Here is a 14,915-nt window from a genome sequence, read left to right as displayed (position 1 = left end):
ATCGTTAACTTATTATCGTTAAAACTACTATATCATCGGGGATTCCCGGCACAAAACCGAAAGATTGCATGAATGTTATATGCTGAAGATAACAAAGAGGAGAGGAGCAATCTAAATGAATCAATGGAAGCAGATCACGATACTACGGTACACGACAAATTAACCATTCCTAGGCTGACCTTCGCTGGCGAAGCCGACCGAATCGTGTACGGAGAGAACTTTGGGAGCGTAACCGTCGATATCGCAGGGGTTTTGAGTAAGCATAAACAAGCCTTACAACAGCTCGGCTGGGATGTGGTCATCTTACCGGGGAGCGGGATGGACCACACGAAAGCGATGCTGCCCGAAACCGTACTTCCTCTGATCAAGCCTTGGCTCGCCGCGAACTTACTCAAATAAACCAAAAGAGCTAAGCCGGGTTTACGCCGGCTTAGCTCTCTTTTACGCAAAATATAGATTATGATACCGAAACCGCTTGATGATTTGTTTCCGACAATCCAAGGGTCTGCGCCGTTGCCAAATGAAGGGTACGGAACAGCTCCGGATGTTCGCTCAGCGATACGCCATACGATGGGATCATCTCTTTGATCTTGGGCTTCCAGGCTTCGATCTGCTGCGGGAAGCACTTCTCGATGACCTCCAGCATGACGTGGACCGCGGTCGAAGCCCCCGGGGAAGCTCCCAGCAGGGCGGCAATCGAGCCGTCGGCAGCGCTGACTACCTCGGTACCAAATTGCAGTGTGCCTTTGCCGCCTTCCACCGTATCCTTGATAACCTGAACGCGCTGGCCGGCAACGACCAGTTCCCAATCCTCGCTCTTGGCGCCCGGAACGAAATCCCGCAGTTCCTCCATCCGTTGTTCCTTGGACAACATCAACTGCTGAACCAGATACTTCGTTAACGACATCTCCTTCACGCCGGCGGCCAGCATAGTGAGAAGGTTATGCGGCTTAACGGAAGTGATGAGATCAAACATCGAGCCGGTCTTCAGGAACTTCGGCGAAAAGCCCGCAAACGGCCCAAACAGCAGCGCCTTTTGGTTGTCGATAAACCGGGTGTCCAGATGCGGAACGGACATCGGCGGAGCCCCAACCGAAGCTTTGCCGTAGACCTTGGCATGATGCTGCCGGACAACCTCGGGATTGTTGCACACCATAAATAATCCGCTGACCGGGAAGCCGCCGATCCGCTTACCTTCCGGGATGCCGGATTTCTGCAGCAGGTGCAAGCTCCCGCCGCCGGCACCGATGAAAACAAACTTGGCCGTATGCCGCGTGGTGACGCCGCTGCTCAAATCCTTCACTTGTAGTTCCCACAACCCGTCCGACGTCCGTTTCAACTTCTTCACGCTATGCTTGTAACGGATGTCCACGTCCTTTTCCTTTAAATGATCCAGCAGCATCCGCGTTAAGGTACCGAAGTTCACGTCCGTCCCCGAATCGATCTTCGTTGCCGCGATCGGCTCCTCGGCTTTCCGTTCCTTCATCATCAGAGGCACCCATTCCTTCAGTTTCCCCGGATCTTGGGAGAACTCCATGCCTTGGAAGAGCGGATGAGCGGACAGGGCTTCGTACCGTCTTCTCAGAAATTCGACGTTCTGCTCCCCGCGCACATAGCTCATATGAGGCAACGGCATGATAAAATCCTGAGGATTTCGGATCAGTTGACGCTGGACCAGGTAGGCCCAGAACTGCCTCGACACCTGAAACTGTTCGTTTACCTTAATCGCTTTGCTAATATCGACGGTTCCGTCCGGCCGCTCGGTTGTATAATTGAGTTCGCACAAAGCAGCATGACCGGTCCCCGCATTATTCCACTCGTTTGAGCTCTCCTCCCCTGCCCGGGCAAGTTGTTCAAACACCTTGATGTTCCAGTCCGGCGCCAATTCTTTCAGCAGGGTCCCCAACGTCGCACTCATAATTCCGGCACCAATCAAAATAACATCTGTACTTGTTTGTCCGTGATTCATGTTTACCGTCCCTTATGACCTTATTTTGCTGAAAGGATGTAAGCGCTCTCGGTTTGTCCTCGCTACAAGCTTCGAGACGAGCTGGCCCACACCTTTTCCGTAAAAATAGCTTTGTTTCAAGTGTAACAACAATAGTGAGGGATTGAAATATTTATTTCTTAGATATTAATAATTGATTTTTTTAAGCCATCCAAAAAGAACTTATCGGGTTTTCCCGCTGAACTTATTCTTATTCGATACATACATCTCATTTATTAATAAATATTTATTGATTATCGATAAAAAACATGTTAAATTAGCTTCAACACTAATCCTACGCGAGGTGCTATTTGGTTATGAAACGAGAACAAGGCTCTACCCTTTTCTTAAGGGGCGTCGTTTTCCTGTTGGGTATCGCGATTCTTGCCGTATGCGCGCTTGGAGTCCCCGTGATTGCCAAGGAATTGGTGGAATATTATCCGCCGTTCATCTACCTGACCCTGCTGATTGCGATGTATGCTTCGGCGATTCCGTTCTTCTATGCGCTGTACCAGACGCTGAAGCTATTGAGTTATATCGACAAGAATACCGCCTTCTCCGAAGCTTCGGTGAAGGCTTTGAAGAGCATTCGAAACTGTGCCATCGCCATAAGCATCCTGTATGCGGTCATTTTGCCGATTCTGTTGATCATTGCGGAGAAGGACGATGCTCCGGGGCTCGCTGCGCTTGGGCTGGTCATCTGTTTCGCTTCCCTCGTCATCGCCGTGTTTGCGGCGGTGCTTCAAAGGCTGTTAAGAAATGCTATCGACATCAAATCGGAAAACGATTTAACGATCTGAGGTGAAGGAATCCCATGCCCGTAATTATCAACCTTGACGTTATGCTGGCAAAACGGAAAATGAGCGTCACTGAGCTGTCGGAGAAGGTCGGCATCACGATGGCGAACCTGTCTATCTTGAAGAACGGGAAGGCCAAAGCGATTCGCTTCTCCACCCTGGAGGCGATTTGCAAGGCGCTGGATTGCCAACCCGGGGATATTATGGAGTACCGCAGCGATGAAGAGTAGCCCAAGTCCGTCACTTCTTCGCAAAGGGGATTTGCCCATGGGGGCGCGCTTCGAGCAAGCTCTGCGGCAGTTGGTGCGATTTGGCTGGCAGCAAGCGTTATCCTGTGTGTTCCCGGTGGTGATTTTTGCTTCGCTGGCCTTGACGCAGTGGCTCCCTCTTCCCTTCTTGCCCCGGTATGATTGGCTGCTGCTGATCTGCCTTGCCATGCAGGTCTGGATGGTGCGATCTGGTCTGGAAACCCGCGACGAACTGAAGGTCATCACGGTCTTCCACTTGATCGGCTTGGCGCTGGAGATGTTTAAGGTCCACATGGGGTCTTGGGCGTATCCTGAGGAAGGCTGGACGAAGGTGAACGGTGTACCGCTCTACAGCGGGTTTATGTATGCGAGCGTGGCCAGCTATCTCTGCCAAGCCTGGCGGCGCCTGAACGTCAATCTGGTACGCTTTCCTCCGCTTTGGCTGGTCGTCCCGTTGGCCGCCTCCATTTACCTGAATTTCTTCACCCATCATTATTGGATTGATGTGCGGTGGTGGTTGTCGGCGCTGGTGCTGATCGTCTTCTGGCGGACCTGGGTTACCTATGAGGTCGGCGGTAAGCCCTACCGAATGCCGTTATCCCTCTCCTTTGTGCTGATCGGCTTCTTTATCTGGGTCGCGGAAAATGTGGCCACGTTCTTCAGCGCCTGGCGGTACCCGAACTAATCCGACGGCTGGCATCTTGTCCATCTCGGCAAGATCAGCTCCTGGCTTCTGCTCGTCATCATCAGCTTCCTGATCGTCGCCGCGCTGAAGCGGGTGAAGGGGCAGCGGAAATAAATGAAACAGCCATCCTTCCAGGATGGCTGTTCTCATCTAACTCTTCTTCTTTACCGGCCGCAACACCGCATAGCCGTAACCTTCCGGGTAATGCCGTTGATAGTCCTGCTTCAGCTCCTCATCCCATTCATATCCCAGACGGCCAGGGTCAAAGCTCCAAGCAACCTCCTCCACCGCACTCATCACCGCTCCGTTGTCTTTGAGGTAGTCAAAAGGCGGATGGAAGAACACCAGGTATTCCGACGCCGGGATCTCCCGGCACTCCATGCCCTCCGGAATCGGCCCGTCATAATCCAGCGGAACCGGGATACCGTATAAGTATCCTTTTTGCCCGTTCCGGTAAAACCATCCCGCCGTCTGTCCCAACTGACCCTCCAGCGTGTGGTTCGACATACTCTCCAGCGTACCGCTTATTTCGTCGCACGAGTGGCCGTTCCCCCAGAAATCCCCGTAGTTGGTGACCGCCAAATCCCAGATCCCGATAAACTTGTGGGCCGGAATAAATTCGACCTTGATTTCGGCCGCTTGCAAATGATTTTCGCCCATGTGATCCCGCTCCTTGATCCCATAATGATAAGGGGAGAACACTTCCTGACGAATCGCTAAGGGAATCGGCCTCGGCGCCTTTCGGTAAGCCGCAGGGGTGAGCTGAAATGCCTTTACGAACGCTCTTGTAAAAGCTTCCTGCGAGGAAAACCCATACTTGACGGCGATATCCAGAACCCGCTGATCCGTGTCGCGGAGCTCCATGGCGGCACGGCTGATTCTGCGCATCCAGCTATAATCCCGCAAGGTCATCCCTGTATATTGGTTAAACTGTCTCGAGCAATAATACGGGGAATAGCCCAACGCCCCCGACATCTCCAAGAGAGACGTGTCTTCCGTGAGATGGGACTCCACCCAGTCCACCATCCGTTGAACCGTCTCATTCCATTCGTACATGGAAGTCCTCCTCCTTTCCCCCTGATCATATCACCGGCAAATCCCGTAAATTTGATTCGAGTTGCAAAGCTGGGACCACCGCCGTTAGAGACGGGTTTGCTCTAGGGGAGCGTGAGGCTCCTGTTCCTTGCGTTTTCTTAGCGCATGCAACACAAACAAGATAATGAACCACAGCGGCGTTAGCAACAGGGCCGGCCGGGTCTCCTCCGCAATCAGCATAATCAGCAAAATGCCCGCAAACATCGCGAGGACCACATAATTCACCCAAGGCGTAAACGGCGCTTTAAACTTGGATTTCGCCTGCAGTTCCGGCCGTGTACGTTTATACCGAAGATGGCACACCAGCACCACGCCCCAGACCCAAATAAAGCAAATGGCGCTAATCGTCGTCACGATACCAAAGGCCTGCCCCGGGATCAGCTTGCTCAGCAGCGCTCCTACCGAGATAACCAGCGTGGAAATCAGCAAGGCGTTACCAGGTACATGGTTTCGGTTTAATCTCGCCATCCGCGAGGGAGCTTGATCGTTTTTACTTAAGTTATACAGGATCCGGCTGGTCGAGAACATCCCGCTATTGCAGGCGGAAGCGGCCGAGGTTAAGACAACAAAGTTAATGATTCCCGCCGCAATCGGAATGCCAACCAGGCTAAACGTCTTCACGAACGGGCTCTCCGCCGGAGTTAGCCCCGTCCAGGGGTTAATGCATAAGAGCGCGATCAAAGCGCCAACGTAGAAGAATAAAATGCGCAGCGGAATTTTATTGATGGCCGACGGGATATTTTTCTCCGGATTGGACGTTTCTGCCGCCGATACCCCAACCAGCTCCACGCCAACATAAGCGAACACGACCATTTGGAACGAGAGCAGGAAGCCTTGGATGCCATTAGGAAAGAGGCCGCCATGGGCCCAAATATTTGTTGCCGTAACGGTTCCAGCATCCGTCTTGAATCCGATCACCAGCAAAATGACTCCAAGGGCGATGAGCACAAGAATCGTAACGACCTTGATTAAGGCAAACCAAAACTCCAATTCACCGAAATTTTTTACCGTTAATAGATTTAGCCCCAGCAAAATGATCAAGCAGATCACGGCCGGAACCCATTGCGGGATGTCAAACCAATACTGCACGTAGACCCCCACCGCAATCACGTCGGCCATGGCCGTCATGATCCAGCAAAACCAGTAGGTCCAACCGGTGACAAACGCTGCCCGCGGTCCCAGATAATCTTCGGCAATGTCCGTGAAGGATTGATATCCCGCTTTGGACAACAGCAGTTCTCCCAATGCTCTCATCACAAAAAAAACGGCGATCCCCACAAGCAGATAGGCAAAAACGATCGACGGCCCGGCCAGCTGAATCGCTTTACCGGATCCGAGGAACAACCCCGTCCCAATTGTGCCGCCAATTGCAATCAGCTGAACGTGCCGATTCGCCAGATCTCTCTTTAATTCCTGTTGTGCCATTCCCGACTCCCCCTTAAAATTTACGAACTATCCTTCCTCACCCATGTGAATTCATGAACAAATTAGGCATAAAAAAAGAGATTGGATGCCCTCCAATCTCCGGTACGTAAGATGAATAAATAGGACTTGGTATACTCGGCGAACCGCCTACCAAATCGATGGATTTATCCTCTTCTGTCCTTTTGCCTGAGATTGTGAACCCTTCGGCGCCGCGGGAACCGCGGTCTCTCCAGAAGCTGCTCCGGCTATAGTGCGATCCATAGCCATCATAGCTTGTAAGTATTCAATTGTTCATTTGTTACAATGAATGTGAAATTTTTATCAATCTTAATCCTCGTTGTTCGTTTTGTCAACCCACATTCGGTAGGGCGGGCTAGAGCAGGATGAATGTTCCGCTGATAAAGCCTATCTCCTTATGCTAAACTAGAGAGAGGCGATTGAAGCCAGGTCTAAAGAAAGGAGACTTCCCATTGGCTAGAAAACAATCCTACTCCCATTCGGAGCTGTTGAACCTGACGAAACGTTTGGTGCTGGAGCACGGTTACGACGGGTTTAATCTTAAATTGCTCTCGCAGCACCTGCCAGGCGCCCGCAGTACAATCTATCAGTATTTTGCCAATAAAGATGAGATCGTTGCTGCGTGCATGAAACGCGTTACTGCAGGGATCCTTGAGAAGGCCTCTGCCCTTGACGAGTCCGACGCGATGCAGGCTCTTCAGGAGCTACTGGGGATCTACCTGGAGGAATACCAGTTGCATCAGCTCTTAAGCGATGCGTATAAAATCAAAACGTCGAATTCGGAAGCTGCGCGCCGTGATATTGAATTTGTTGAAGAAGCCCACGATTTTCTCAAGGTCCAGCTGACCCGTCTGTTCCAGAAAGCCCAGCAGGAGGGCAAATTAAGAGAAGACATCCCGCTTCCCGTTCATGTGGGTGTGTTTTTTAATCTGATCAATACGCCAAATATGATGAGTGTTCCGCTTCCCCAATGGAGCAAGATGCTGTTTGAGGTGTGGATGGGAGGAGCAATAAAGTAGGAAAAAAGCACTTCCATATTTTTATTTTTGACACGAGTGTCAAAATGGTGTTTAATCAAGAGGTAATGATTTAGCCGTATTAAATTAGACACATGTGTCAAAAATAGAGTGAGGAGATGAACAAACCCTATGTTTTTAGCAATGAAAGAGATCCTGCACAGTAAGATGAGGTTTTCGATGATTGTCATCATTTTTGTCATGATGGCATGGCTCGTCTTCATTCTATCCGGATTGGGGAACGGATTATCTTCCCTGGCGGCATCAGCTTTTAAAAATATGAAAGCAGATTATGTGGTCTTCGAGCAAGGGGCCCAGTCTTCCATGAGCAAGTCCCTCCTATCCGAACAATTGGTGGGTGAAGCCGAGAAATTGCCGAATGTACTTGCAGCGGCTCCGATGGGAAGCACGATGGCAACCGCTCTGAAAGGCGATAGCACGAACAATGACGATAAAGTGGATATCGCGATCTTGGGTATTCTTCCCGGAAGCTTCCTGGAGCCGGCTGTAATTCAAGGCGACCCGCTGTCGAATGAGAACTTAACCGCCGTTATCGTTAACGATTCCATGAAGGACGAAGGGTTCCAACTTGGAGATACGTTCAAGCTGGACGGATCCACCGTGGCCTTAACGATTATAGGGTTTGTTGAAGATCAGACCTATAACCACCTTCCGGCCGTGTTTATTCCGATGCCGGAATGGCGCGAAATCGCGTTTGCTGCGCCTGGCTCGGATAAAGGGATTGAAGGACCTGTCAACGCGATTATGCTGCAGGGATCGGATATTGATCCGGATACGATCAGCAGCAAGCTCACGAATACCGACACCGTAACCCGTGCGAAAGCAGTACAGGGAATGCCCGGCTACAAGGAAGAGAGCGGCACCATCTTGATGATGCTGGCCTTCTTGTTCGTCATTTCCGCCTTTGTGCTAGGTGTGTTCTTCTTCGTCATGACGATGCAGAAAACGAACCAATTCGGGATCATGAAAGCTATCGGTGCAAAGAACGGATTCTTAAGTAGAGCGATTGTGTCGCAAGTATTCGTTCTTTCGTTGGTTAGTATTGTCATCGGGGTCCTTCTAGCCTACGGGACTGCGGCGATCATGCCAAAGGGCATGCCGTTTATGCTGGATACCAAGCTAGTCATCGTTTATTCGATTGTCCTTTTGATGATTGCCGTGCTGAGTTCACTGGTTTCGGTTCGTAAAATTACAAAAATAGATCCGCTTCAAGCGCTTGGGAGGGTTGAATAATGACAACCATGGGTTTGCAACTAACCAATGTGTCTAAATATTACGGCGAGGGCAGCACCCGGGTATGCGCCCTGGAGAATGTGTCTATTACCGTTGAGCCAGGGGAATTTGTCGCTGTCGTTGGCCCTTCGGGATCAGGGAAAAGCAGCTTCTTATCCATTGCTGGAGCTCTGCTCAAAGCCTCCGAGGGGGAAGTTACCTTGAATGGGCTGCCTCTCTCCAAGCTGTCCGATAAAGAGTTGTCCAGTATACGATTGCAAGAAATCGGGTTTATTATGCAGTCTTCCAATCTGGTACCTTACCTCCAAGTCCTTGACCAGTTACTGGTCGTAAAGAAGATGGCCGGAAAGATAAGTGCGGAGGATAAAGCGTACGCCGTCAAGCTGCTGGAGGAATTAGGGCTGGGGGCGAAGTTAAAAAGCTTCCCGGAAGAGCTGTCAGGCGGCGAGAAACAACGGGTTGCGATTGCACGGGCCTTGATGAATCATCCCAACGTGATTTTGGCAGATGAGCCCACGGCCAGCCTCGATACCAAGCGAGCGCACGAAGTGGTCAGCCTGATCGCAAACCAAGTGAAGACGCGCCGAATTGCGGCGGTTATGGTAACTCACGATGAGCGTATGCTCGAGTATTGCGATAAGGTGTATCACATGGAGGATGGCAAGCTGCAGCTTACGAAGCAGGTTCATTTGGCACACTAAATAAGGAGGGGTTGAAGATGATCGTCGTCACCAACCGAATTCAGGTCAGAAAAGGAATGGGAGCGATCATGGCTCCTGGCTTTACGGCCTCCGGTTCGCTGGATTCAACGCAAGGGCTTGTGAAAGTTGAGGTACTCCTGGCGCAACACGCAGATCATGATGAACTAAATGTGAATATGCATTGGGAATCCATGGACGATTTCACAGCGTGGAGAAACAGTGATCGCTTTAAAGAAGCCCACAAGCGTCCGGAGCCAAGCTCCCATGGGGAGCCAAAAGAATCTCCGATTCTCGAAAGCCAGTTGATCACCTATGAAGTCGCCTCACTGAAAGAAATCGCGAGATAACTTTAATCTCTCAACCGAAAAAACCCAGCTCATTCAATTGGAATGGGCTGGGTTTTTGGGCTTTACGTTACAAGGTCTCTTCCTGCGGCTCCAGCACCCGGATGGCCGTACCAAACGTAATAAGATACTCGGCAGATATTGATTCATCGTCGGAACGTCGAGCTCGAAGTGAGCCTCCCGATCGGTGCGTTCCGTTAAATAGTGACGGAGATGCCAATGGCCGCATAACCGGGCCGGACAGATCAAGAAGACCGTTTCCTGCAAAAGCAAAAGCCCCCAAGAGGGGGCTGTCATGCGGTCCAAAGCTTAAAACGGGTTCGTCGCAATAAAGCTGGCCGTCTTCACATAAACGCGTTGGCTGAGCTTTAATTGATTCACGATAAACTCCGCCAAATCTTCCGCTTGAATGTATTTGGATTCGTTGTTGTCCTTGATCAAGTTCAAGTCCAAGGCCAAATCGGTAGCTACCGTGCTCGGGGTTAATGCCGAGACCCGAATGTTGTTGCGGCGAACTTCTTGGGCCAGCGACTCGGTGAACCCGATCACGGCGAACTTCGAGGCGCTGTAGGCGCTCGCGGTGGCCGCCCCGTTCAGGCCGTTCGTCGAGGCGATATTGATGATGTCTCCGCTATTTTTTTCAACCATTTGGGGAAGTACAGCTCGGGTTACGTAATAGGTACCCAATACATTGGTGTCGATCATGCCCTTCCATTCGGCCGGGTCCATCTCCAGCACTGTCCCAAACGTGGCAATCCCCGCATTATTGATCAGAATATCCGCAGCTCCCAACTCGTTCTTCAACGATTCGACCGCCGTCTCCACTTGTTCTTTCGAGGCAATGTCGGCTGCTGCGTAAGCGACTTTAACCCCCAGTCCTTCCAGCTCAGTGGCAACTTCCTTTAACGTCGACTCCGTTCTTGCCATTAACCCGATGTGGACACCTTCCTTCGCTAAGGCAACCGCCGTTGCTTTGCCGATCCCCCGGGCTGCTCCCGTGATGATCGCGACTTTTCCTTTTAATGACTGTGCCATTTCCCTTGGCTCCTCTCTTTTTTTAGGTTCTTCACTCCTCTCCTATTATACTGTAACCGGACAGGCAGACGTAAATGCAAAGAAACACGTTGACTTAAACCATGGTTTAAGTCGTATCATAATCGTGTCGACAAGAAACCTTACGTTTGGGGGTCTCCAACATGAAGTTCTATACCATTGGCGAAGCTTCAGCCAAGTACCATATTCCCGAATCTACCCTGCGCTATTATGAGAAAAAAGGACTTCTCCCGTTTATCGAACGGGACGAAGCGGGCAGAAGATTATTTTCCGAGCGTCAATTGGCGTTGCTTCAAATCGTAATTTGCCTCAAGAACACCAATATGCCCATCAGCGGCATAAAGCAATACATGGAATGGGTTGTCGAAGGAGATACCTCGATCGAGAACCGGCTCGACATGCTGGTGAAGCACAAGCAAAACGTGCTGGATGAGATGGCCTTAATGAAGGAACACCTGCAGGGGATTGAAGATAAAATCGAACGTTATCAAATACAACTCCGAGGAGGAGAAAATCGATGAAACTTTCAGGAAATACGATATTGATTACCGGCGGCGGTTCCGGGATCGGGCTCGCTTTTGCGGAGAAATTTGTGGGAGCCGGAAATACCGTGATCGTTTGCGGCCGGCGGGAAAGCGTTCTTGAGCAAGCTCGAGAGCAAGTCCCCGGCTTAATTACCCGAGTTTGCGATTTGGAGCTGGAAAGCGAGCGCCTGGCCTTGTTCGATTGGGTGACCACGAATTATCCCGATGTGAACGTACTGGTCAATAATGCCGGGATTCAGCAGCGCTACAGTGTTCTCAGAGCGGATGTAAGAGACCACTGGCGCGATTACAGCAAGGAGATGACCACGAATATCGAGGCGCCGGTCCATTTGTCGATGTTGTTCGCTCCTTATTTCGCTGAAAAAGAAGCGGCCGCGATCCTTAACGTCACCTCCGGTTTAGCGTTTACTCCTTTTGCGATTGCCCCGGTGTATTCGGCAACCAAAGCGGCGCTTCACTCGTTCACGATGAGCTTAAGACTCCAATTGTCTGCAACATCCGTTGAAGTCATTGAAATTGCCCCTCCTGCAGTAAACACAGATTTAGGAGGCAGTGGTCTGCATACGCATGGAGAACCGCTGGACGCCTTCACGGAAGGCATTTTCCAAGGTTTAGCCGAAGGCAAGCAAGAGATCGGATACGGTTCCTCGGTCGCTCGCCTGCGGATGTCCCGCGACGATATCGACCAATACACGGAACAGCTGTATCAAGCCACCAAAGACTCAATTGAGTCCTGAGGTGGAGTCGTAAAAGGAATCAGGGTGTCCCTTCGTCATCAACGATGACGTAGGGGCACCCTTTGTGCTTCAATCAACTTTGGTTGAGGAGCAGGATTACAGACCTCACAAAAAAAAGGTAAATAAATAAAGAAAAAAGGCGCCTGGAAAGGCGCCTTTATCTATTTCGGCCCTATTACGCTGATGCCCCAAGTGCCTCTTCCGAGGCGGAAACCGGTTTGACGAGCGCTTTTTTCTCCCAAGCACGGCTTCTCCAGCGAAGCAACATAATAAGTCCGCGCAGCCATTCATCCACGGCAAATGCAATCCATATGCCCAGCAGCCCGATTCCCAAGTGAACGCCCAGCAGGTACGCCAGCGGAACCGAAACGCCCCACATTGAGCATACGCCCATCAGAACGGGGAATCGCGCATCCCCGGCGGCGCGCAGCGAATTAATGATAACCATATTGAAGGTCCGACCGGGCTCCAGCACGATAGATAACAGGAAGATACTTGCCCCCGCCGCAATAATCTCCGGATTCTCCGTAAACATGCCGATGAGGTCATGTCGGAAAATCGAAGCCACTCCGACGATAAGCAACGTGAGCAAGAAGCTGATCCTTACGCTTTTCATCAGCCGCTTGTAGGCCGCCTTCATCTCACCCGCCCCAACCATTTGCCCGACGATGATCTCCGTCCCCGCTCCAATCGACGCGGCTAGCGCCATAAAGTAGTTCGAGATGTTCATCACGTACACATGCGTATTCAAGGCGGTAATGCTAATCATATTCACGAAACCGATGATCATGAGGTACTGCGACTGCCAAGCGAGGTGTTCTCCCGCCGCCGGCAGCCCCACGCTTAAAATCTGCTTGGCATACGTCCCATTCCAAGTCACGTAATCCTTCCCGCGAATCGGCGCAGGAACCCGGCGATACAAGATGAAGAACAGCACGATAATGCCGACAAAACGGCTAACTACGGTCGATATGGCCGCGCCGGTAACGCCCATTTCCGGAAAGCCCAGGTTCCCGAAGATCAACAGATAGTTGCCCGTGACGTGGAGAAGATTCACGCCAAGCGTCACGTACATGACGCTTTTGGTATTCCCACTCGAACGGATGACCGATGAAACGGCATAAGACAGCGCCTCGATCCACATAAAGCCGCCGATGATCTTCAAATAGTGGCTAGCGATACCAATCTGTTCCGAATTTAGGTTGAGCAGCCGCAGAAGCGACTCTCCAAAGCTAAAGAGGACAATACTAACGAGAATCCCGAAGATGAGGTTCATCGTGATCGCCAGTGCCGAGACGCGGCTTGCCTCTTTCTCCCGTCCCGCACCGAGATACTGGGATACCGCAACACTGGTTCCGATGCCCACAAACCCAAACATCAAGATACAGAAATAAATGATTTCATTGGCTAAGCCCACCGCTCCTGTTGCGGTATCGGAGATACGGCTTAGCATAAATACGTCCACGGTGCCGAGCATCATCCGCAGAACGGAATCAATAAAGATCGGCCAGGTTACCGCAAAAAGACTTAGTTTCTTCCATGAAGGAATACGTTCAGTTAAAGTCACGATTCACAAGCTCCTACTAGGTGTATTCTTTGTCGCCTTCCCTAGTGTAGCGTTCGCAAATCGATTCGTCTATGGGGAAATTATGTTTAGGCAACTTTACTTTTGGGAGTCGCACCACGCGGTATGACCTAATAAGGCTCGCATCGTGGCCATATACTTATCTTCCGATTGCGTCCATCTTAATTGTGCCGTTTCTTCTGCATCAGGCCCTGCCACATACCGCAGCTGGTTCGTCGGATCCGAAGCGGCTTTGATCACTTGATCTGCCACCGCATGTTCATCCGCAGGTTCAAACGGAGAATGGCTCAAGGATTGCATCATGTGATTGAGCCCTCTGAAGCAAACTTCTTGGCTGAGGTATTTCCTAAACCTGAAGAACAACCGGTAATCAACACTGTTTTTCTCATCGTATCAGTTCTCCTTTTATCCCTCGATTGATAACCACCCCCCAAGCTTACATGACTGTAGGAACTCTAAGTCAACACCTTAATTTTCTTGAAGAAACACAGGAATAAATCGTTGTTTTTCACCTAAATCCACTCTAATATAGTTGGAGTAACTCTAATCGAAGGAGGGGAAGAAACGCGATGTCCTATACGGTGAGGCAAGTTACAGAACTCACGGCAATCTCTCCGTACACCTTGCGTTTTTATGAAAAAGAAGGAGTTCTTCCTCAAGTTGAGCGCGATGCCAACGGGGTCCGCCTCTACCGGGAGATCAATATCGATTGGATCAATACCGTGCAGGCCCTGCGTTCGACCGGTTTATCTTTGGAAGAGATCAAGCATTACACAGAGCTTTATCTGCGTGGAGAGGAAACGTTGCAGGAGCGAAAAGTAATCCTCTCGGAGCAAAGAACCAAAGTGGAACAGCAAATATCGCACCTCATCAAAATTTTGGAGAAGCTCAACTATAAGTTGGCTCTCATCGAAGCGCAGGAGAATAAGTTCGACAAGCTTCCTTAACGAAAAAAGGCGTCCGCTTGGGCGCCCGTTCCGTATCTTAAGATTCTTCCACGTACTTCTTGAAATTGTCCATAATCGCTTGCCAGCCCGCTTGCTGGAACTCGACCGGATGCGAGCTTTCGGCATCAAACGTTTCAACGACCTTCGTCCCTTGGCCTTCCGCGGCAAAGGTAATTTCCACCCGTCTGCCGTCCCCCATGGTGTAGGAGATGAGCTCGTGCGTTTGGACTTCATCATAAACTCCGCCAAAATCAAAACCCATGCTGCCGTCCTTCGCTTCCATCCGAGTTACGAAGGTGCCCCCGGCCCGCAAATCGTTCTCCGCTCTTGGCGCATGCCAGTCCTCCGATGCTTGGTTCCACTTCGTAATGTGCTCCGGCTCTGTCCAATAACTCCACACCTTTTCCATAGGGGCTTGAATCACCGCTTGAACGGTTACTTTCGTTGGTTGATTGGTTTCCATGTTTCAATGGCACCT

Annotated in this window: 17 protein-coding genes, 1 pseudogene and 1 riboswitch; of the genes and pseudogenes, 11 read left to right on the top strand and 7 right to left on the bottom strand. The window is 50.8% G+C overall.

The window, feature by feature from the left end; translation table 11 throughout:
• Positions 1-123: 123 nt before the first annotated feature.
• Entirely contained in the window at positions 124-399 is a 276-nt protein-coding gene (locus tag BN3277_RS05925; RefSeq protein WP_059041362.1) for a hypothetical protein, read from the top strand.
• 58 nt (positions 400-457) lie between these two features.
• Here BN3277_RS05925 and BN3277_RS05920 read toward each other — a convergent pair whose 3' ends face one another.
• Positions 458-1,969, bottom strand: a complete 1,512-nt coding sequence (locus BN3277_RS05920) for a malate:quinone oxidoreductase (RefSeq protein ID WP_059041361.1) — start codon at positions 1,967-1,969, stop codon at positions 458-460.
• Between the two features lie 335 nt (positions 1,970-2,304).
• Here BN3277_RS05920 and BN3277_RS05915 point away from each other — a divergent pair, with 335 nt between their 5' ends.
• From BN3277_RS05915 to BN3277_RS05905, 3 genes and pseudogenes are all read left to right on the top strand, one after another.
• Entirely contained in the window at positions 2,305-2,787 is a 483-nt protein-coding gene (locus BN3277_RS05915) for a DUF2975 domain-containing protein (RefSeq protein WP_059041360.1), read from the top strand.
• Between the two features lie 14 nt (positions 2,788-2,801).
• The gene (locus BN3277_RS05910) at positions 2,802-3,014 is read left to right on the top strand and encodes a helix-turn-helix domain-containing protein (RefSeq protein ID WP_059041359.1); all 213 of its coding nucleotides are present in this window, start codon (positions 2,802-2,804) and stop codon (positions 3,012-3,014) included.
• Positions 3,015-3,051: 37 nt separating this feature from the next.
• Positions 3,052-3,831: pseudogene (locus tag BN3277_RS05905) on the top strand (DUF817 domain-containing protein).
• A gap of 36 nt (positions 3,832-3,867) precedes the next feature.
• Here the strand turns inward: BN3277_RS05905 and BN3277_RS05900 are convergent.
• Positions 3,868-4,773 (bottom strand): helix-turn-helix domain-containing protein, encoded by a 906-nt coding sequence (locus tag BN3277_RS05900; RefSeq protein ID WP_059041358.1) that lies wholly within the window; start codon positions 4,771-4,773, stop codon positions 3,868-3,870.
• A gap of 84 nt (positions 4,774-4,857) precedes the next feature.
• A complete protein-coding gene (locus tag BN3277_RS05895) occupies positions 4,858-6,237 on the bottom strand; it encodes an amino acid permease (protein WP_059041357.1) in 1,380 nt (459 codons plus the stop codon).
• Positions 6,238-6,401: 164 nt separating this feature from the next.
• Positions 6,402-6,480, bottom strand: a riboswitch (glycine riboswitch).
• 227 nt (positions 6,481-6,707) lie between these two features.
• Between BN3277_RS05895 and BN3277_RS05890 the strand changes: the two genes are divergently transcribed.
• The 4 genes from BN3277_RS05890 (at position 6,708) to BN3277_RS05875 (ending at position 9,573) form a co-directional block, all read left to right on the top strand.
• Positions 6,708-7,274, top strand: coding sequence for a TetR/AcrR family transcriptional regulator (locus tag BN3277_RS05890; protein WP_059041356.1), 567 nt, complete (start codon positions 6,708-6,710; stop codon positions 7,272-7,274).
• A gap of 129 nt (positions 7,275-7,403) precedes the next feature.
• Positions 7,404-8,525 (top strand): ABC transporter permease, encoded by a 1,122-nt coding sequence (locus tag BN3277_RS05885; protein ID WP_059041355.1) that lies wholly within the window; start codon positions 7,404-7,406, stop codon positions 8,523-8,525.
• On the top strand, positions 8,525-9,226 hold the full coding sequence (locus BN3277_RS05880; protein ID WP_198342949.1) for an ABC transporter ATP-binding protein: 702 nt from the start codon (positions 8,525-8,527) through the stop codon (positions 9,224-9,226). The genes BN3277_RS05885 and BN3277_RS05880 overlap by 1 nt, the downstream gene beginning before the upstream one ends.
• Positions 9,227-9,243: 17 nt before the next feature.
• Complete coding sequence (locus BN3277_RS05875) at positions 9,244-9,573, top strand: heme oxygenase (RefSeq protein WP_059041354.1); 330 nt, start codon at positions 9,244-9,246, stop codon at positions 9,571-9,573.
• Positions 9,574-9,879: 306 nt separating this feature from the next.
• On the opposite strand, the gene BN3277_RS05870 is transcribed toward BN3277_RS05875, so the two are convergent.
• The gene (locus BN3277_RS05870) at positions 9,880-10,605 is read right to left on the bottom strand and encodes a 3-ketoacyl-ACP reductase (protein WP_059041353.1); all 726 of its coding nucleotides are present in this window, start codon (positions 10,603-10,605) and stop codon (positions 9,880-9,882) included.
• Positions 10,606-10,766: 161 nt separating this feature from the next.
• Between BN3277_RS05870 and BN3277_RS05865 the strand changes: the two genes are divergently transcribed.
• Both BN3277_RS05865 and BN3277_RS05860 read left to right on the top strand, forming a co-directional pair.
• Entirely contained in the window at positions 10,767-11,144 is a 378-nt protein-coding gene (locus BN3277_RS05865) for a MerR family transcriptional regulator (protein WP_082691340.1), read from the top strand.
• On the top strand, positions 11,141-11,905 hold the full coding sequence (locus tag BN3277_RS05860) for an SDR family oxidoreductase (RefSeq protein ID WP_059041352.1): 765 nt from the start codon (positions 11,141-11,143) through the stop codon (positions 11,903-11,905). The genes BN3277_RS05865 and BN3277_RS05860 overlap by 4 nt, the downstream gene beginning before the upstream one ends.
• A 175-nt stretch (positions 11,906-12,080) precedes the next feature.
• Here the strand turns inward: BN3277_RS05860 and BN3277_RS05855 are convergent, their stop codons facing one another.
• Positions 12,081-13,472, bottom strand: a complete 1,392-nt coding sequence (locus tag BN3277_RS05855; protein WP_059041351.1) for an MATE family efflux transporter — start codon at positions 13,470-13,472, stop codon at positions 12,081-12,083.
• A gap of 96 nt (positions 13,473-13,568) precedes the next feature.
• Positions 13,569-13,793, bottom strand: coding sequence for a hypothetical protein (locus tag BN3277_RS05850; protein ID WP_059041350.1), 225 nt, complete (start codon positions 13,791-13,793; stop codon positions 13,569-13,571).
• 266 nt (positions 13,794-14,059) lie between these two features.
• Between BN3277_RS05850 and BN3277_RS05845 the strand changes: the two genes are divergently transcribed.
• Positions 14,060-14,437: a MerR family transcriptional regulator gene (locus tag BN3277_RS05845; RefSeq protein WP_059041349.1), complete on the top strand. Its 378-nt coding sequence runs from the start codon at positions 14,060-14,062 to the stop codon at positions 14,435-14,437.
• Positions 14,438-14,474: 37 nt separating this feature from the next.
• Here BN3277_RS05845 and BN3277_RS05840 read toward each other — a convergent pair whose 3' ends face one another.
• Positions 14,475-14,900, bottom strand: coding sequence for an SRPBCC family protein (locus tag BN3277_RS05840; protein ID WP_059041348.1), 426 nt, complete (start codon positions 14,898-14,900; stop codon positions 14,475-14,477).
• Between the last annotated feature and the right edge of the window lie 15 nt (positions 14,901-14,915).

Source organism: Paenibacillus rubinfantis (assembly GCF_001486505.1).
GTDB lineage: Bacteria > Bacillota > Bacilli > Paenibacillales > Paenibacillaceae > Fontibacillus > Fontibacillus rubinfantis.
This window is presented reverse-complemented; position numbering and strand designations above follow the sequence as displayed.